At 63.0% G+C, this 16,778-nt stretch carries 17 protein-coding genes and 1 riboswitch; of the genes, 11 read left to right on the forward strand and 6 right to left on the reverse strand.

Annotated features, from left to right (window positions below; translation table 11 throughout):
• The first annotated feature begins 63 nt into the window (after positions 1-63).
• Together CAF70_RS07695 and CAF70_RS07700 are read left to right on the forward strand one after the other, a co-directional pair.
• Positions 64-534 (forward strand): hypothetical protein, encoded by a 471-nt coding sequence (locus CAF70_RS07695; protein ID WP_085623724.1) that lies wholly within the window; start codon positions 64-66, stop codon positions 532-534.
• Positions 535-602: 68 nt separating this feature from the next.
• Complete coding sequence (locus CAF70_RS07700) at positions 603-893, forward strand: PA4642 family protein (RefSeq protein ID WP_085624214.1); 291 nt, start codon at positions 603-605, stop codon at positions 891-893.
• Positions 894-1,071: 178 nt separating this feature from the next.
• Here the strand turns inward: CAF70_RS07700 and mqo are convergent, their stop codons facing one another.
• Both mqo and CAF70_RS07710 read right to left on the reverse strand, forming a co-directional pair.
• Positions 1,072-2,580: a malate dehydrogenase (quinone) gene (mqo, locus tag CAF70_RS07705; RefSeq protein ID WP_085623726.1), complete on the reverse strand. Its 1,509-nt coding sequence runs from the start codon at positions 2,578-2,580 to the stop codon at positions 1,072-1,074.
• A gap of 599 nt (positions 2,581-3,179) precedes the next feature.
• Positions 3,180-3,413 carry a hypothetical protein gene (locus CAF70_RS07710; RefSeq protein ID WP_085623728.1) on the reverse strand — a complete coding sequence of 78 codons (234 nt, stop codon included), beginning with the start codon at positions 3,411-3,413 and terminating at the stop codon, positions 3,180-3,182.
• A 145-nt stretch (positions 3,414-3,558) separates the two neighbouring features.
• On the opposite strand from CAF70_RS07710, the gene CAF70_RS07715 reads away from it, so the two are divergent.
• Together CAF70_RS07715 and CAF70_RS07720 are read left to right on the forward strand one after the other, a co-directional pair.
• Positions 3,559-4,143 (forward strand): YajG family lipoprotein, encoded by a 585-nt coding sequence (locus tag CAF70_RS07715; protein ID WP_085623731.1) that lies wholly within the window; start codon positions 3,559-3,561, stop codon positions 4,141-4,143.
• A gap of 279 nt (positions 4,144-4,422) precedes the next feature.
• Complete coding sequence (locus tag CAF70_RS07720; protein WP_085623733.1) at positions 4,423-4,683, forward strand: hypothetical protein; 261 nt, start codon at positions 4,423-4,425, stop codon at positions 4,681-4,683.
• A 116-nt stretch (positions 4,684-4,799) separates the two neighbouring features.
• On the opposite strand, the gene CAF70_RS07725 is transcribed toward CAF70_RS07720, so the two are convergent.
• The gene (locus CAF70_RS07725) at positions 4,800-5,966 is read right to left on the reverse strand and encodes a 1-acyl-sn-glycerol-3-phosphate acyltransferase (protein WP_024086266.1); all 1,167 of its coding nucleotides are present in this window, start codon (positions 5,964-5,966) and stop codon (positions 4,800-4,802) included.
• 125 nt (positions 5,967-6,091) lie between these two features.
• Here CAF70_RS07725 and CAF70_RS07730 point away from each other — a divergent pair, with 125 nt between their 5' ends.
• The 4 genes from CAF70_RS07730 to CAF70_RS07745 all read left to right on the forward strand — a co-directional run bounded on the left by CAF70_RS07730 (position 6,092) and on the right by CAF70_RS07745 (position 8,160).
• Positions 6,092-6,277: a CPXCG motif-containing cysteine-rich protein gene (locus tag CAF70_RS07730; protein ID WP_023382331.1), complete on the forward strand. Its 186-nt coding sequence runs from the start codon at positions 6,092-6,094 to the stop codon at positions 6,275-6,277.
• Positions 6,277-6,537: a putative signal transducing protein gene (locus CAF70_RS07735; protein WP_085623735.1), complete on the forward strand. Its 261-nt coding sequence runs from the start codon at positions 6,277-6,279 to the stop codon at positions 6,535-6,537. The genes CAF70_RS07730 and CAF70_RS07735 overlap by 1 nt, the downstream gene beginning before the upstream one ends.
• 15 nt (positions 6,538-6,552) lie before the next feature.
• Positions 6,553-7,173: an SOS response-associated peptidase gene (locus CAF70_RS07740; RefSeq protein WP_085623737.1), complete on the forward strand. Its 621-nt coding sequence runs from the start codon at positions 6,553-6,555 to the stop codon at positions 7,171-7,173.
• Between the two features lie 171 nt (positions 7,174-7,344).
• Positions 7,345-8,160, forward strand: coding sequence for a M48 family metallopeptidase (locus CAF70_RS07745; RefSeq protein WP_085623739.1), 816 nt, complete (start codon positions 7,345-7,347; stop codon positions 8,158-8,160).
• Positions 8,161-8,310: 150 nt separating this feature from the next.
• Here CAF70_RS07745 and CAF70_RS07750 read toward each other — a convergent pair whose 3' ends face one another.
• From CAF70_RS07750 to CAF70_RS07760, 3 genes are all read right to left on the reverse strand, one after another.
• Complete coding sequence (locus CAF70_RS07750; protein WP_085623741.1) at positions 8,311-8,895, reverse strand: TMEM165/GDT1 family protein; 585 nt, start codon at positions 8,893-8,895, stop codon at positions 8,311-8,313.
• 88 nt (positions 8,896-8,983) lie between these two features.
• Positions 8,984-9,123: riboswitch (yybP-ykoY riboswitch) on the reverse strand.
• 39 nt (positions 9,124-9,162) lie between these two features.
• Positions 9,163-10,161, reverse strand: a complete 999-nt coding sequence (locus tag CAF70_RS07755) for a class I SAM-dependent methyltransferase (protein ID WP_085623743.1) — start codon at positions 10,159-10,161, stop codon at positions 9,163-9,165.
• Positions 10,162-10,215: 54 nt separating this feature from the next.
• The gene (locus CAF70_RS07760; RefSeq protein ID WP_085623745.1) at positions 10,216-11,181 is read right to left on the reverse strand and encodes a 2-hydroxyacid dehydrogenase; all 966 of its coding nucleotides are present in this window, start codon (positions 11,179-11,181) and stop codon (positions 10,216-10,218) included.
• A gap of 239 nt (positions 11,182-11,420) precedes the next feature.
• Here CAF70_RS07760 and CAF70_RS07765 point away from each other — a divergent pair, with 239 nt between their 5' ends.
• The 3 genes from CAF70_RS07765 to CAF70_RS07775 all read left to right on the forward strand — a co-directional run bounded on the left by CAF70_RS07765 (position 11,421) and on the right by CAF70_RS07775 (position 16,724).
• Complete coding sequence (locus CAF70_RS07765) at positions 11,421-13,103, forward strand: fatty acid--CoA ligase (RefSeq protein ID WP_085623747.1); 1,683 nt, start codon at positions 11,421-11,423, stop codon at positions 13,101-13,103.
• A 332-nt stretch (positions 13,104-13,435) separates the two neighbouring features.
• Positions 13,436-15,334: a DUF1302 domain-containing protein gene (locus CAF70_RS07770; RefSeq protein WP_085623749.1), complete on the forward strand. Its 1,899-nt coding sequence runs from the start codon at positions 13,436-13,438 to the stop codon at positions 15,332-15,334.
• Positions 15,335-15,359: 25 nt separating this feature from the next.
• Entirely contained in the window at positions 15,360-16,724 is a 1,365-nt protein-coding gene (locus CAF70_RS07775; RefSeq protein ID WP_085623751.1) for a DUF1329 domain-containing protein, read from the forward strand.
• Positions 16,725-16,778 lie beyond the last annotated feature (54 nt).

Consider the following 16,778-nt stretch of genomic DNA (forward strand, 5'->3'; position numbering starts at 1 on the left):
GCGATAGGGTCATACGCCCCAAGCACTCCATGCTAGAGTGCTCCTTCATCCAAGGAGCCTCACATGCGTGCGTTTCTTCCCCTCCTGCTGGCGATCAGCCTGCCACTCGCCGCCGCACCGCTGCACAGCCAGTTCCTGCCACCTGACGACCAGTCACTGCGCCAGGAAGCGCCGACCGGCCAGCAATTGCTGCAAGTGACCGACTACTCGGTGGTCGTGGGTACCCAGCGCCAGTCCGACCAACAGCCGATCCCGATCACCTCGTCGCTGCAGGTGCGCCTCAAAGGCAAGCCGCTGAGCAAGGGCGCGACCATTTCCCAGGTGCTGCTGACCTTCGACGGTGAGGCCGCCAAGAGCCTGAAGAAGCCTGTGTACGACGAGAAAACCCGCACCCTGAGCCTGAATTACCCGGTCAGCGACTACCGGGTGATCATGGACCTGCTGCGCAACGAGACCCTGTATGTGCAGTTTCTCACGTACGCCAACGGCCACGTCTGGGCCGACCTGCACACCGGGACCGTACGTACGCGTTGAGGCGTCCGGGCTGCGGGGGGTACACTGCCGGCCTTGGAAATTTCGTGATGGTCCAGTTGGAGTCGGCAATGCGTAAAGACAAGAAACAGGTAATCGGTGACGAGATCAGTGACGACTATATCAAGGCGTTCCTTCAGTTCGAGCCGGCCGATGGCGTGACCTCGCCGTCGCTGCACAAGCTGGTCAAGGCATACCGTGGCCTGCGCATCGACGATTTCGAGCGTTTTGTCGGCTTCTTCGTCGAGGCCGGGCTGGACCTGGATGGCAAGGACGAGCATGGCAAGACCTTTGTCGAGCAGATTGCTGACCAGCGCAATGCGGCGGAGTACATCGAGATCATCGCCAACGCCCGTGGCTGATCGTTAGCCTGCACCGGCCTCTTCGCGGGCGCGCCCGCTCCCACAGGGATGGTACAGAGCCTGAGGGCGGCGCCGAACCTGTGGGAGCGGGCATGCCCGCGAAGAGGCCGGCACAGGTTGGTGAGTAACCAGACACAAAAAAAACGCCCCGAGGGGCGTTTTTTCGTTACCAGCCGAATCAGGCGTAATGCTTGGCCGCCGGGCTGCTTTCCACCAGGTCCAGGGCCGCGTCGTTGTCGGCGCTGATCTTGTGGTACAAGGCAGCATCGGTCGCCAGGGTCTTCTCGCGAGCCGGGAAGATTTCCTTGAGCTTGGCAGCCCAGGCACCTTTGGCCTGCTCGGGGAAGCAACGTTCGATCAGTTCCAGCATGATCGACACGGTCACCGAAGCACCCGGCGATGCGCCGAGCAGTGCAGCCAGGCTGCCGTCCTGGGCCGATACCAGCTCGGTACCGAACTGCAGCACGCCGCCTTTCTTCGGGTCTTTCTTGATGATCTGCACGCGCTGACCAGCCACTTCCAGGCGCCAGTCTTCGGCTTTGGCTTGTGGGTAAAAGCGACGCAGGGCTTCCAGGCGCTGTTCCATCGATTGCATCACTTCGCTGACCAGGTACTTGGTCAGGTCCATGTTGTCACGGGCCACGGCCAGCATCGGGCCAATGTTGCCCATGCGCACCGACAGCGGCAGATCCATCAGCGAACCGTGCTTGAGGAACTTGGTGGTAAAGCCGGCATAGGGGCCGAACAGCAGCGATTTCTTGCCATCGACCACACGGGTATCCAGGTGCGGTACCGACATCGGTGGGGCGCCGACCGCGGCCTGGCTGTAGACCTTGGCCTGGTGCTGCTTGACGATTTCCGGGTTGTCGCAACGCAGCCACTGGCCGCTGACCGGGAAGCCGCCGAAGCCTTTGCTTTCCGGAATGCCCGACAGCTGCAGTAGCGGCAGGGCCGCGCCACCTGCGCCGAGGAAGACGAAGCGGGCGTCCACTTCACGGCTGCCGCCGCTGTTGACGTCCTTGATGCTCACGGTCCAGCCCTTGCCGTTACGGCGCAGGCCAACGACCTTCTTGCTGTACTTGACCTGGGCGTCCTGCGAGTCGCCCAGCAGTTTCAGCAGCTTGTTGGTCAGGGCGCCGAAGTTGACGTCGGTACCCTTGAGCACGCGGGTGGCGGCGATGTGCTGGTCGGCTGGGCGGCCCGGCATCATCAGCGGCATCCAGTCGTTCATCACGGCCTTGTCTTCGGTGTATTCCATGTCGGCGAAGGCATGGTGCTGCTTGAGCAGCTCATAGCGCTTCTTGAGGAAGGAAACACCCTTGTCACCCTCAACGTAGCTCAGGTGCGGGACAGGGTTGATGAAGGCACGCGCCGGGCCGAAGTTGCCCTTCTTGCTCAGGTAGGCCCAGAACTGGCGCGAAACCTCGAACTGGGTGTTGATGTGCACGGCCTTCTTGATGTCGATGCTGCCATCGGCGGCCTGGGGCGTGTAGTTAAGCTCGCACAGGCCGGCATGGCCGGTGCCTGCGTTGTTCCAGGGGTTGGAGCTTTCCGCGGCTCCGGAGTCCATCGCCTCCACGACCTCTAGCTTCAGGGTCGGGTCGAGCTCCTTGAGCAGTACGGCCAGGGTGGCACTCATGATGCCCGCGCCTACCAGTACCACATCAACCGATTCGTTCTGCGCCATTTAACGCGTCTCCACAATCTACAGCTACCTAATTGACAGCACAGGACCTGGGTTCGCCAGGTTCGCCATGTCCGACTTTTCGCAGTTCTTGCAACTTCCGCGGACACCGCCAATCAGTCTTCGGGTTCAGGTATTGAACGCGGTTTGCCACGGGTGCGGCAATTCGACTTATGGTCAAGGTGTCGTGCGTGCGTTATGGAACGGCTCAGACACTCATACGGGATGAGCGCATTTGCCGCCTGTTCAGGGCTGTTCGGGACACATCTGCCGCTTTTGCACATGCCAGACTGTTCATTTGCTCGCCACACTCTTGTGAAGTTGTGAAAACCGTTTTTTCACGCTCTTTTGGAGACGTGAACCTCAAAAGGGGACTGCGCGATGGCAACCCGCAGGTTCATGCAGTGTGAAGGGCCGGAAAGCAGGCACGACAGCCGATGCAAGACCTGAGTGGAAGGCTCTCTGTGGGCGAAGCGTTGAAGTTGCCGGGGTCAATCGGCGAGTGCGGGGCCCGATCAGGAGACGTCCTTATAATCGGGGGGAGATTATAGCGATGTCGCGGGCAGAAATGTCGCCATTCGTGGTTTTTATTGCAGCGTTTGTCAGGCCGCGAGGATGCGCTGGTGCCAGCGGCGGCTTGCGCGGGCGCAAACCCGGGCGCTGGCGGGTAGCTCGCGGCCCAGCCAGGCAAGCTGGATTTCGCCGACCTGGACCCAGCCGCTGCCGCCGGGCGCCTGGCTGCATTGCTTGAAGGCCAGGCATTTGCCGTCGGCGTCGAGGCAGGCATAGGCATTGTGGCGCGGGCGTTGGAAGAGCAGGGTCCGGAGCGAGGCCATGGCGACGAGTCCTTTGCGTTAGGGCTTGGCGCAAGGATAAGGGCGTGGCGATGAAACGATTGTGACAAGCGGGGCGGACCGATGACTGGTCGATGCGTGGCTAGGTATACTGTGGGCCTTCGCCGCTTTTTCTGGAGTAACGCGCATGTTGCAACGTCTGTTGTTCGGTTTGATCGCCGTGGCCAGCCTCAGCCTGGCCGGTTGTGCCCACAGCCCGCAACAACTCAACCCGCAACCCACGCTCAAGGCCCAGCTCGCCCCGGTCGGCCATGGCCAGCCGGTCGTGGTCCGGGTGGTTGACGGCCGGGCCTCGCAGTCCCTGGGCACTCGCGGTGGCATGTACCCCGAGACCAGCACCATCAGCGTCAGCGGTAACGACATCGTGCCCAAGCTGCAGGCCCAGGCCGAAGCTGCGGTGCGCCTGCTCGGCTTCACCCCTACGCCGAACGCCTACAACGCGCCGCAGCTGACCGTGACCCTGGCCGAGCTGAAGTACCAGTCGCCGAAAGACAACCTGTACGTGACCGAGGCTACTATCGGTGCCACCTTCCGTGCCGACGTGTCCAATGGCGGCCGCCGCTACAGCGGCCGTTACGGCGCTTCGCTGGACCAGCGTTTCGGCATGGCGCCGAACCAGGAAACCAACACCCAGCTGGTGGGCGATGTGCTGAGCGATGCCCTGACCCGCATGTTCAAGGACCCGACCATCGGTCAGGTGCTGGGGCAGTAAGCCTTCCGCGGTAAAACAGAACCCGCTGCCTGTGTTCCAGGCAGCGGGTTTTTTGTTGCCTGTGCCGGCCCTTTCGCGGGCACGCCCGCTCCCACAGGGATATCACTGGACCTGAACATGGTGGTGTTCCTGTGGGAGCGGGCGTGCCCGCGAAGAGGCCGGCAAATCCTCGTGCCATGCCAGATGAAACTTGATGACACTTTGTCGCCTGGGCCGGGCGTCAGGGAACGACTTGGGTAAAATGCCGTCCTTTGCCGTCGCTCATGCCGAGGTTGCGTGATGTCCTTGCAAGTACTCTGGGGGTTCCTGGCCGCCCACCCGATCAAGCTGATCAATCTGCTGGCGCTGCTGCTGACCTGCCCGGGCGGGTTGCTGCTGCACAGTGCGCGGCGGCGCGAGGCCGAGACCCGCGAATACATGGCAATGGGTGAGGGGGTAGTGGACGCGTTCGACCTGCGGGTACCGCGGTACTTCTATATTCTCGGTTTTTCGTGCCTGGCGATGGCGCTGCTGCTGTCCTGGTTCAGTACCTGGGTTTGAGATTTCAGGGCCGCTTAGCGGCCCATCGCGACACAAGGCCGCTCCTACAGGGGATCGCGGATACCTGTAGGAGCGGCCTTGTGTCGCGATGGGCTGCAAAGCAGCCCAAGGACCGATCAGGCAACCGGCGCCTGCTGCCTGACCTGGTACTGGTTGCGCACCGGGGTCGCATACTGCAACACCAGGTACGGCCGCTGCTCCTCTGGGCAGGCATCCAGGCGGCGTTGCCATTCTTCCTTCGCCCGGGCCAGCTCATCAGCCGGGAACACCTTCTCGGCGCTCGGCACCTGCAGCGCCTCATCCTTGCCGTCCCACATGGCATAGGCCAGATAATGCACCGGGAACAGCCGGTAGCCACCAAGGATCTGCCGGTCGATTTCCGCTGCCAGCTGCTTGGTGTCTTCGTGGTACTCGGTCACTGGCGGGGCGAAGTTGATGTGCACCCGGCCCTTGTAACCGGTAATGCCCTTGGCGATGCTGTTGTCGTCCTCGCCTGGCGCCTTCTTGTAGGTGCCGGTGGTGGCGCGGATGTACAGTTCGCGGGCCTTGGCTTGGTCGCACGGGTCGTATTCGTAGCTGATCGACACCGGTGTCAGGTTCAGGCTCTGGATCACCGCGCCGAACGGCTCGTCCTTGCGGCTCATGTGGAACATCTTGAGGATCGCCGAATCGGTGCGGTCGTCACCGTCCTTGGCCCGGCCTTCGGCCTGGGCGATCCAGATTGAGGTGGCGTCGTTGCGGATCGAGTGGTTGATATAGGCCGAAAGCAACTGGTAGGCCGCCAGCTTCTCGCGGCGCCCACTGATCGAACGGTGCACGATGAAGCTCTTGTTCAGGCGCATCATGTCGCTGACAAACGGTTTTTGCAGCAGGTTGTCGCCAATGGCGATGCGCGGCGTGGGCAGGCCGGCGTGGTACACCGCATAGTTGACGAAGGCCGGGTCCATGACAATGTCACGGTGGTTGGCCAGGAACAGGTAGGCGGTGCCGGCCTTGAGCTGCTCTACGCCCGAATAGGTGACGCCGTCGGTGGCGCGGTCGATGGTCTGGTCGACGTAGTACTCGACTTTGTCCTGCAGGGTCGAGACACAGGTGACGCCGGCGAACTCCTTGCGCAGGCGGCGGGCGATCAGCGGTTTGAGCAACCAGCCGAGAGCACCGGCCGCACGCGGGAAGCGGAAGTGGGTGAGGATATCGAGGAATGCCGGGTCGCTGAGCAGGCGTGCCAGAACGGCAGGGACCTCAGCGTCGTCGTACGGTCGGATGGCATCGAATTCGCCCATCATGCTCTCTTGTTGGAAACGGCTAGGGTAATAAGGTAGGGACGGGCTCCGAAAAACGGCTCGGACACACACAGGCCCTGTAAATAGACCGGCAATTATACGCATAAGTCACTGCGGAGACCTCGATGCTGGAAACCGACTTCTATGATTGCCCTTATTGTGGCGAGCGTGTGGAAACCACTGTTGACCTGTCAGGTGGTGACCAGGTCTACACCGAGGACTGCCAGGTGTGCTGCCAGCCTGTGGTGTTCATTCTGCAGGTGCATGGTGACGAATGGATGCTCGACGTCCGCCGTGAGGACGATGCCTGATGCAGCGTATCTACGAACCGGAAAGCCTGCTCGAGGCGGAAATGCTGGCGGGCATGCTCGCCAGCGAGGGGATCGAGGCGCACCTGGTCGGCCGTGACCTGGTCGGTGCTGCCGGCGAGTTGCCGCTGCAGGGCCTGCTGGGGCTTGCGGTGGCTGACGAGCAGGCCGAGTACGCACGGCAACTGATCGATGCGTACAATGACGCCCAGCCACTGGTTGGCGACGAACCGGAGAGTTTCCCCGGTACCTTGATCTGCTAGGTTCTTAATTCGCCCATGTGTGGACGTTATGCCCTGTTTCGCTGGCCTCAGGCCCTTGCCAGTCTGCCGGGGTTTCCCGTCGGCCAGCCAGCCCAATGGAACATCTCGCCGGGGGGCTCGGTGCTGATCCAGCGCCAGCTCGACGGCCAGCTGCAATTGGCCAAGGCGCGCTGGGGGCTGACCCCGGCCTGGCTCACCGACCTTTCCCGTACCCCCGCCCATGCCCGCGCCGAGACCCTGGCCGAGCAGCCGATGTTTCGTGACGCGCTTCGCCAGCGCCGCTGCCTGATGCCGGCCAACGGCTTTTACGAATGGCGTGGCAGCGTGCGCAAGCGCCCGTACTGGCTGACCCCGGGGGAGGGCGCGTCGCTGTACTTCGCTGCCGTGTGGGAGGCTTACCCGGTGCAGGACCAGGTGTGGCTGAGTTGCGCGGTGGTGACCCAGGCGGCGATGAACCAGCGCCGGCCGCTGATACTGGACGAGGCCGGGCAGGCGGCCTGGCTTGACCCGGACACGCCGCTGACCCGCTTGCACGAGCTGCTGGCCAGCCCGCCGGCGACGTTGCGTGAGCGGGCCCTGGCGAATTTCGTCAATGACCCGAAGCTGGATGCGCCAGAGTGCCTTACCCCGGCTTGAGGGGTTGCCTGTACCGGCCTCTTCGCGGGTCCTCAGGCTGACAGCATTCCCTGTGGGAGCGGGCATGCCCGCGAAAAGGCCGGTACAGGCGAAGAAAATCTTCCATGCGGCTATGGCGGCCCACCGGCGAGTCAGCCTAGGATACGGCGCATGTAGAAAGGGAGTGTTTTCATGCGTAAGTCTTTTGTCGTCAGCCTGTTGAGTGCTGGCATCCTGCTAGCCGGCTGCCAGGCGGTGAATACCACCAGCGGCGGAGCTGTCGGCGTCGAGCGCAAGCAGTACATGTTCAGCATGCTCTCGACCGATGAGGTCAACCAGATGTACGCCCAGTCGTACCAGCAGACCCTGGGGGAGGCATCGAACAAAGGCGTGCTCGACAAGTCCAGCGCCGATGCCAAGCGTGTGCAGGTCATTGCCAACCGCCTGATCGCCCAGGCGCCCAAGTTCCGCCCGGATGCCGCGCAGTGGAACTGGGAAGTCAACGTGATCAAGAGCGACGAGCTCAACGCCAACTGCGGCCCGGGCGGCAAGATCATCGTCTACACAGGGCTGATCGACCAGCTCAAGCTCACCGATGCGGAAATTGCTGCGGTGGTGGGCCACGAGATCGCCCATGCCCTGCGTGAGCACAGCCGCGAGGCAATGTCCAAGGCGTATGGCGTGGAAATGGCCCGCCAGGGTGCCGGTGCCATCTTTGGCCTCGGCCAAGGTGGCATGGCCATGGCCGATACCGTGGTGAACTATGCCATGACCTTGCCCAACAGCCGGGCCAACGAGAACGAAGCCGACCTGATCGGTCTGGAGCTTTCGGCGCGTGCCGGTTACGACCCGAATGCCGCGATTACCCTGTGGAACAAGATGAGCCAGGCTTCCGAAGGTGCACCGCCTGAGTTCATGAGCACTCACCCGGCGTCGCAGAGCCGCATTGCTTCGCTGCAGGCGGCGATTCCGAAGGTGATGCCGTTGTATCAGGCGGCCAGGAAGTAAACCCCGACTTCCAGATGCTTACCCCTTGCAGGAGCAGCCTTGTGCTGCGAAAGGGCCGGTAAGAGCACCACATTTCCTGGTGCCTGTACCGGCCTCTTCGCAGCGCAAGGCTGCTCCTACAGGTTCGGCATCAGCCTGTCGTCTTTCGGGTTACCCCACCCAGCCACTGGCCTTCATCGCCGAATAAACGGCCACGATCGCCAGCACGAAGAACGCCGTGGCCGCCAGGCGACGGATCAGCGTCAACGGCAGTTTGTCCGCCGCGAAGTTACCCGCCAGTACCACCGGCACGTTGGCGATCAACATGCCCAGGGTGGTGCCGATAATGACCATGATCAGGTGCGGATATTGCGCAGCCAGCATCACCGTGGCGACCTGGGTCTTGTCACCGATTTCAGCCAGGAAGAACGCGATCAGCGTGGTCAGGAACGGCCCGAAGCGGCGTGCCGGGTTTTCGTCGTCATCCATCTTGTCCGGTATCAGGGTCCACAGCGCAGTGGCGGTGAAGCTCGCGGCCAGAATCCAGTGCAGTGCCGAGTCACTGAAGAAGCTGCCGACCCACGCGCCCACGGCACCGGCCGCGGCATGGTTGGCCAGAGTGGCGGCGATGATACCGGCGATGATCGGCCAGGGCTTGCGGAAGCGGGCCGCGAGAATGAGCGCGAGCAATTGCGTCTTGTCGCCGATTTCGGCGAGCGCAACGATGGCGGTGGGGACCAACAGAGATTCCAGCATCAGGATTCCTACGGGGGCGGGTCGACACGGCTATGACACGTACAACCTCCCCGCCCCGGGTAAGGTGTGCGTGTCATAGGTCTTGTCAAACCCTGGATCCGTCTATGCGGATCTCGCCATGCAGGCTGGCATGGTGGGTCGCACGCGCCATGGTCTGTGGACCAAGTATGTTGACGCGTACCGGGCGAGCTGGGCGCTCGCGGGAGACTACTCCCCTAGGACGGTGCGGATTCTGCCTAGGCAAAACGCTTTCGGCAAGCGCTGTTTTTAGCCGTGTGTTGCACGGTAGATGCGGAAGCCATCGGCCTCGTCGCGTACCTGACAGTTGCCCAGTGCCCCTTCGATCAGCGGCTGGTAGCGCAGGAAGCTGTTGGCAACCAGGCGCATTTCGCCACCTTTTTGCAGATGAACGGCCGATTTTTTCAGCAGGTTTTCCGATGCCTGGTAGTTGGTGTGCACCCCGGTATGGAACGGTGGGTTACTCAGGATCAGGCTCAACCCGGTCGGCGCCGCGTCGATGCCATCGCCGCTGATCACTTCGCCTTCCAGACCATTGGCGGCCAAGGTCAGGCGGCTGGCGGCCACGGCGAAGGCATCCACGTCCAGCAAAGTCACCCGGCTTTGTGGATAACGGCGTTTGACCGTGGCGCCCAGCACCCCGGCGCCGCAGCCAAAGTCCAGCACATGGCCGCTCGGCAGGCCATCCAGGTGCTTGAGCAGCAGGGCGGTACCGCGATCGAGGCGGCCATGGCTGAACACACCGGGCAGGCTGACCACCTGCAACGGGCCGTCTTCCAGGCTGAGCTCGAAGCGTTCGGCCAGGCTTTCCAGGGGTTTGGCTTCTGGCGAGTGCTCGATGGTCACCTGCCACAGCTGGCAATGGCGGGCGCTGTCGAGCTTGCGCGGCTTGCCGAAGGCCTGCAGCTGCTTGGCCGCGCCTTCGATGCCACCGCGTTTTTCGCCGACCAGGTACAGCTCGCGGCCGGCCAGGCGCGAGGCCAGGGCGTTGAGCAGGTAGGCGGCCAGTTCACGGGACTTGGGCAGGAACAGCACGGCACTTTCAAAAGCCACTTCAGGGGGCTCGACCGCATAGTGGCTGCGGCCGGCGAAGCGGCTTTCGAGCACGGCCTGGTCGCCCGCATGCCAGGTCCAGGCCTGGGCCTGGGGCAACTGGGCGAGCAGGCCGTCGGCGGGGGCGCCGGCAAGCAGCAGCGGCCCCTGGAACAGCTCTGCCTGGCGGAGCAACACTTCACTGCGCGGGTCCATGGACGACGCCTCCTGGAAAAAAGTGGCGCAGTGTAGCAGAGGTAGACGCCGGGCTCAGCTGACCACGCGGCGTGGCTGCCCGGCGAAGAAGGCCTGGGCGTTCTCGCTGAGCTGGCCGACGATGCGCTGGCGCGATTCCACCGCACCCCAGGCGCTGTGCGGGGTAATGATCAGGCGCGGGATGCCGGGCTCCAGCAGCGGGTTGCCGTTGACCGGCGGCTCCACGCTCAGCACATCGGTGGCGGCGCCGCCCAGGTGGCCACTGCGCAGGGCGTCGGCCAGTGCTTGCTCGTCGATCAGGCCGCCACGGGCGGTGTTGACCACCAGTGCGTTGGGCTTTAGCAGGGCCAGTTCGCGGGCCCCGAGCATGTTTCGGGTGTGCTCGTTCAGCGGGCAGTGCAGGGTCAGGGCGTCGACTTGCGGCAGCAGTTCGTCCAGCGGCAAACGGTCGGGGCGTTCCGGGCGGCCGGGGATCTGCCCGCTGAGCACGCGCATGCCGAAGGCTTCGGCCAGCCGCGCCACCGCGCCGCCCAGCTCACCGTGACCGAGCAGGCCAAGGGTCTTGCCCTCCAGTTCGACGATGGGGAAGTCCAGCAGGCAGAACTGGCTGGCCTTGGCCCACTGGCCGTCGGCTACCGCCTGGTTGTAGTCGCACAGCCGGGTGGCCAGGGCCAGCAGCAGGGCGAGGGTGTGCTGGGCGACGGACGGCGTGCCGTAGCCCTGGCAGTTGCACACGGTGACGCCCTGGGCGCGCGCAGCCGCCAGGTCGACATTGTTGGTGCCGGTGGCGGCCACCAGGATCAGCTTCAGTTGCGGGTTGGCGGCCAGGGTGGCGGCGTCGAGCATGACCTTGTTGCTGATCACCGCCACCGCGCCCTGCAGGCGTTCGGCGACCTGCTCCGGACGGGTGGCGGCGAACAGCTCGAACGTGTCGAACTGCTGCTGCAGGGGCGAGAGGTCGAGATCGCCCAGGTCCAGGGACTGGTGATCGAGAAACACGGCGCGACGCGGGCTGGGCATGGAGTTCTCCGAGGTAGGGCGGGGTAACTGTGGGAGCGGGCGTGCCCGCGAAAGGGCCTTTGGCTCCAGCACAAATCCTGAAGCTTTCGGCGCAGTGTCTAGCCCGCGGTTACCGCCCGTCAACGCCCGCCACTCATACCTTCGCCATGCAAATCATTCCTTCGGCTGATTTAGCCGTCACATTGACGAACTACAGTAGTTCCAGACTTGTCCGGCCCGCTTTTCAGAAAGGGATACCCATGTTGCAGACCCGCATCATCAAGCCCGCCGAGGGCGCCTACGCCTACCCCCTGCTGATCAAGCGCCTGCTGATGTCCGGCAGCCGCTATGAAAAGACCCGCGAAATCGTCTACCGCGACCAGTTGCGGCTGACCTACCCACAGCTCAACGAACGCATCGCGCGCCTGGCCAACGTGCTGACCGAAGCCGGGGTAAAGGCCGGTGACACCGTGGCGGTGATGGACTGGGACAGCCACCGCTACCTGGAATGCATGTTCGCCATTCCGATGATCGGTGCAGTGGTGCACACCATCAACGTGCGCCTGTCGCCCGAGCAGATTCTCTACACCATGAACCACGCCGAAGACCGCGTGGTGCTGGTCAACAGCGATTTCGTCGGCCTGTACCAGGCCATCGCCGGGCAGCTGACTACCGTCGACAAGACCCTGCTGCTGACCGACGGCCCGGACAAGACCGCCGAGCTGCCCAACCTGGTGGGCGAATACGAGCAACTGCTGGCCGCTGCCAGCCCGGGCTACGACTTCCCCGACTTCGACGAGAACTCGGTGGCCACCACCTTCTACACCACCGGTACCACCGGCAACCCCAAGGGGGTGTATTTCACCCACCGGCAACTGGTGCTGCATACCCTGGCTGAAGCTTCGGTGACCGGCAGTATCGACAGTGTGCGCCTGCTGGGCAGCAACGACGTGTACATGCCCATTACCCCGATGTTCCACGTGCACGCCTGGGGTATTCCCTACGCCGCCACCATGCTCGGCATGAAGCAGGTGTATCCGGGGCGCTACGAGCCTGACATGCTGATCAAACTGTGGCGTGAGGAAAAGGTCACTTTCTCTCATTGCGTGCCGACCATCCTGCAGATGTTGCTCAACTGCCCGACTTCCCAAGGCCAGGATTTCGGCGGCTGGAAGATCATCATCGGCGGCAGCGCGCTCAACCGCTCGTTGTACCAGGCCGCCCTGGCGCGCGGTATCCAGCTGACCGCCGCGTATGGCATGTCCGAGACCTGTCCGCTGATTTCCGCCGCCCACCTGAACGACGAGCTGCAAGCCGGCAGCGAGGATGAGCGCGTCACCTACCGTATCAAGGCCGGCGTGCCGGTACCGCTGGTCGAGGCGGCTATCGTCGACGGCGACGGCAACTTCCTGCCTGCCGACGGTGAAACCCAGGGTGAGCTGGTGCTGCGCGCGCCGTGGCTGACCATGGGCTACTTCAAGGAGCCGGAAAAAAGCGAGGAGCTGTGGCAGGGTGGCTGGCTGCACACCGGTGATGTCGCCACGCTGGACGGCATGGGCTACATCGACATCCGCGACCGCATCAAGGATGTGATCAAGACCGGTGGCGAGTGGATATCCTCGCTTGACCTCGAAGACCTGATCAGCCGCCACTCGGCCGTGCGCGAAGTGGCGGTGGTGGGGGTGGCCGACCCGCAGTGGGGCGAGCGCCCGTTTGCCCTGCTGGTGGTGCGCGAAGGCCAGGTCATCGACGCCAAGGCGTTGAAGGAACATCTCAAGCCGTTCGTCGAGCAAGGGCACATCAACAAGTGGGCCATTCCAGGCCAGATCGCCGTTGTTACTGAAATTCCCAAGACCAGTGTCGGCAAGCTCGACAAGAAACGCATCCGCCAGGACATCGTCCAGTGGCAGGCCAGCAACAGCGCGTTCCTGTCCACGCTGTAACCGCCTTGCGGGTCGCGTACCACTGCGCGCGACCCGCATGCTAGAGCGGCCTGGCCTTGCCAAACGGCAGAAATGCGCCATCCTTTAGCACTGCCAGCGCGCAACCGGGACAGCATTACAGCGAGTTGGCAGCACGGAGCGCAAATCACACTTTAGAGGGATCAAGCGCCTGTGCCTTGCTGGCTATAGTCGGGGCCAGGGGATTTTCAGGAATGGGGGAAGGCGACATGCGCAAGCCGTGTCGCCGCGGGCGCAAGCCTGCACACCGGTCGCTCGGGCCGTTCTTGAAAGGACTCACTGCCATAACAAAAAAAGTACATGGAGTAGCGTCGATGAAATCTGCAAACCTGTTCTGGCGCCGGGCCAAGTTGCCCCTGGCCGTCAGCCTTGCTTCCACGCTCGCAAGTCCTGCTTTCGCTGTCAGTTTCAACATTGGTGAAATCGAAGGCCAGTTCGACTCGTCGCTCTCCATCGGCGCCAGCTGGTCGACGGCCAACCCCAACAAGAACCTGATCGGGGTGAACAACGGCGGCAAGGGCCTGTCGCAGACATCCGACGATGGCCACCTGAACTTCAAGAAGGGCGAAACCTTCTCCAAGATCTTCAAGGGTATCCATGACCTGGAACTGAAGTACGGCGACACCGGTGTGTTCGTCCGTGGCAAGTACTGGTACGACTTCGAACTGAAGGACGAAGGCCGCGAGTTCAAGGACATCAGCGACTCCAACCGCAAGGAAGGCGCCAAATCGTCCGGTGCCGAGCTACTCGACGCATTTGTCTACCACAACTACGCCATCGGCGATCAGCCTGGCTCGGTGCGCCTGGGCAAGCAGGTGGTGAGCTGGGGTGAAAGTACCTTCATCGGCGGCGGCATCAACTCGATCAACCCGATCGACGTGTCGGCGTTCCGCCGCCCGGGGGCCGAGATCAAGGAAGGCCTGATTCCGGTCAACATGTTCTACATCTCGCAAAGCCTCACCGACAACCTGTCGGCCGAGGCCTTCTACCAGATCGAGTGGGACCAGACGGTCGTCGACAACTGCGGCACCTTCTTCTCCCAGCCGGACATCATTGCTGATGGCTGTACCGACAATCTGCGTGTGCTCAGCAGTAGCCGCACGCTCAACGCGCTGCCGGCGCAGGCCAGAGGTGTGCTTGCCGCCAACAATGTGAACTACAACGAAGAGGGCGTGTTGGTGAGGCGCGGGGCTGACCGTGATGCCCGAGACAGTGGTCAGTTTGGCGTGGCGTTCCGCTACATGTTTGAACCGCTGGGTACCGAGTTCGGTGCTTATTTCATGAATTACCACAGCCGTGCGCCTATTTTCAGCGCGACCGGCGCCTCGCAGGCTACATTTACCGCAGCAGATCGCTTGACGAATACACCGTTTGCAGGGCTGCGGCCGTTGATCGTGGCGGGTAACTCCGAGTACTTCGTCGAATACCCCGAGGATATCCGCCTTTATGGCTTGAGCTTCTCCACCACGTTGCCCACCGGGACCGCCTGGAGCGGCGAGCTCAGCTACCGCCCCAACGCACCGGTGCAACTCAATACCACGGATATTCTGTTCGCCGGGGTCCGCCCTATTGGCGATAGCTTGAGCAACGCTTCGCTGCTGACTGGTACGCCCGGGGAGGACCTGCATGGGTATCGCCGCAAGGAGATCACTCAGTTCCAGACCACCCTCACACATTTCTTCGACCAGGTGATGGGCGCCAGCCGAATGACCGTGGTGGGTGAGCTCGGTGTCACCCATGTGGGTGGCCTGGAGAGCGCGCACGACACCCGCTATGGTCGCGACCCGGTGTACGGTCCAGGCCCGCTGCCATCTACGGGTGGGGCCAATACCTGTCAGGCACTCAATGCCGGCACCATCGCAGGCGCTGGTGCGGGGGCCTCTACCGCCAACCTGACCCGCAACTGCGAGAATGATGGCTTCACCACCAGCACTTCCTGGGGTTACCGCGCCCGGGTTATCTGGGACTACAACGACGTCTTCGCCGGGGTCAACCTGAAGCCGAGCGTGGCTTGGTCGCACGACGTCTCCGGCTACTCGCCAGGCCCTGGCGCCAACTTCGAGGAAGGCCGCAAGGCTGTCAGCCTGGGCCTCGACGCCGAGTACCAGAACACCTACACGGCAAGCCTGTCGTACACCAACTTCTTCGATGGCAAGTACACCACCGTGGACGACCGCGACTTCGTCGCGCTCAGCTTCGGCGTGAACTTCTAAGCATTCAGATCCAGGACGACACGACATGAACAAGACCAGAAGTCTGCTGCAAGCCGGTGTACTGGGCCTGTCCCTGCTGGCGACCAGCGTCATGGCTGCAGTATCCGCCGACGAGGCGGCCAAGCTGGGCAGTACCCTGACCCCGATGGGCGCCGAAAAAGCTGGTAACGCCGACGGCTCGATCGGCCCGTGGGAGCCGCTGTCGAAGACCGCAGGCAGTGTCGACGGCAAGGGCTTCCTGTCCGACCCGTATGGCAGTGAAAAGCCGCTGTTCACCATCACTGCGCAGAATGCAGACCAGTACAAGGAAAAGCTCTCGCCGGGCCAGCTGGCCATGCTCAAGCGTTACCCGGACACCTTCAAGATCCCGGTATTCAAGACCCACCGCGGTTCCACGGTGCCGGCCGACGTGTTCGCCGCCATCAAGGAAAACGCCACCAAGACCACCCTGGTCGAAGGCGGCAACGGCCTGAACAACTTCCGCACGGCGGTGCCGTTCCCGATTCCCAAAAGCGGCCTGGAGGTGATCTGGAACCACATCACCCGCTATCGGGGCGGCAGCGTCAGCCGCCTGGTGACCCAGGCCACGCCGCAACAGAACGGCTCTTTCAACCCGGTGTTCTTCTCCGACCAGTTCGTTTTCCGTGAAAGGATGAAGGATTACGACCCGAACAACCCGGGCAATATCCTGTTCTACTTCAAGCAGGAAGTGACCGCGCCCGCGCGCCTGGCCGGTACCGTGCTGCTGGTGCACGAAACCCTCGACCAAGTGAAGGAACCGCGCAAGGCATGGATCTACAATGCCGGCCAGCGCCGCGTGCGCCAGGCACCGCAAGTGTCGTACGACGGCCCAGGTACCGCGGCCGACGGTTTGCGCACCTCGGACAACCTGGACATGTTCAACGGTGCGCCAGACCGCTATGACTGGAAGCTGGAAGGCAAGAAGGAGCTGTACATTGCGTCCAACGCCTACAAGCTCGACGACCCCAAGCTCAAGTACACCGACATCATCAAGGCTGGGCACATCAACCAGGACCTGACCCGTTACGAGCTGCGCCGCGTGTGGCACGTGGTTGCGACCCTCAAGCCGGGCCAACGGCACATCTATGCCAAGCGTGACTTCTACATCGACGAGGACACCTGGCAGGCTGCGGTGATCGACCAGTACGACGGCCGTGGCCAGCTGTGGCGCGTGTCCGAGGCGCATGCCCAGCCGTACTACAACGTCGAGGTGCCGTGGTACACCCTGGAGGCCATCTACGACCTGCAGTCGGGGCGTTACCTGGCGTTGGGCATGAAGAACGAAGAAAAACGCGCCTACGACTTCGGCTTCAGCGCCAGCAAGGCTGACTTCCAGCCGGCGGCACTGCGCCAGTCGGGCATTCGCTAAGTATCGCGCAACCTCTGAGCGCCCCGGCTTGTCCGGGGCGTTTCATTTTCCCGT

Source organism: Pseudomonas sp. B19(2017) (genome assembly GCF_002113165.1).
In the GTDB taxonomy this organism is placed as follows: Bacteria; Pseudomonadota; Gammaproteobacteria; order Pseudomonadales; family Pseudomonadaceae; genus Aquipseudomonas.

What these genes read in the sequence shown, in the direction of transcription:
- CAF70_RS07715 (WP_085623731.1), top strand. Translation starts at nt 3,559, where the DNA reads ATGTTGCAACGTCTGTTGTTCGGTTTGATCGCCGTGGCCAGCCTCAGC.
- CAF70_RS07700 (WP_085624214.1), top strand. Translation starts at nt 603, where the DNA reads ATGCGTAAAGACAAGAAACAGGTAATCGGTGACGAGATCAGTGACGAC.
- CAF70_RS07740 (WP_085623737.1), top strand. Translation starts at nt 6,553, where the DNA reads ATGTGTGGACGTTATGCCCTGTTTCGCTGGCCTCAGGCCCTTGCCAGT.
- CAF70_RS07745 (WP_085623739.1), top strand. Translation starts at nt 7,345, where the DNA reads ATGCGTAAGTCTTTTGTCGTCAGCCTGTTGAGTGCTGGCATCCTGCTA.
- CAF70_RS07725 (WP_024086266.1), bottom strand. Translation starts at nt 5,966, where the DNA reads ATGGGCGAATTCGATGCCATCCGACCGTACGACGACGCTGAGGTCCCT.
- CAF70_RS07775 (WP_085623751.1), top strand. Translation starts at nt 15,360, where the DNA reads ATGAACAAGACCAGAAGTCTGCTGCAAGCCGGTGTACTGGGCCTGTCC.
- CAF70_RS07735 (WP_085623735.1), top strand. Translation starts at nt 6,277, where the DNA reads ATGCAGCGTATCTACGAACCGGAAAGCCTGCTCGAGGCGGAAATGCTG.
- CAF70_RS07720 (WP_085623733.1), top strand. Translation starts at nt 4,423, where the DNA reads ATGTCCTTGCAAGTACTCTGGGGGTTCCTGGCCGCCCACCCGATCAAG.
- CAF70_RS07755 (WP_085623743.1), bottom strand. Translation starts at nt 10,161, where the DNA reads ATGGACCCGCGCAGTGAAGTGTTGCTCCGCCAGGCAGAGCTGTTCCAG.
- CAF70_RS07770 (WP_085623749.1), top strand. Translation starts at nt 13,436, where the DNA reads ATGAAATCTGCAAACCTGTTCTGGCGCCGGGCCAAGTTGCCCCTGGCC.
- CAF70_RS07760 (WP_085623745.1), bottom strand. Translation starts at nt 11,181, where the DNA reads ATGCCCAGCCCGCGTCGCGCCGTGTTTCTCGATCACCAGTCCCTGGAC.
- CAF70_RS07750 (WP_085623741.1), bottom strand. Translation starts at nt 8,895, where the DNA reads ATGCTGGAATCTCTGTTGGTCCCCACCGCCATCGTTGCGCTCGCCGAA.
- CAF70_RS07730 (WP_023382331.1), top strand. Translation starts at nt 6,092, where the DNA reads ATGCTGGAAACCGACTTCTATGATTGCCCTTATTGTGGCGAGCGTGTG.
- CAF70_RS07695 (WP_085623724.1), top strand. Translation starts at nt 64, where the DNA reads ATGCGTGCGTTTCTTCCCCTCCTGCTGGCGATCAGCCTGCCACTCGCC.
- mqo (WP_085623726.1), bottom strand. Translation starts at nt 2,580, where the DNA reads ATGGCGCAGAACGAATCGGTTGATGTGGTACTGGTAGGCGCGGGCATC.
- CAF70_RS07765 (WP_085623747.1), top strand. Translation starts at nt 11,421, where the DNA reads ATGTTGCAGACCCGCATCATCAAGCCCGCCGAGGGCGCCTACGCCTAC.
- CAF70_RS07710 (WP_085623728.1), bottom strand. Translation starts at nt 3,413, where the DNA reads ATGGCCTCGCTCCGGACCCTGCTCTTCCAACGCCCGCGCCACAATGCC.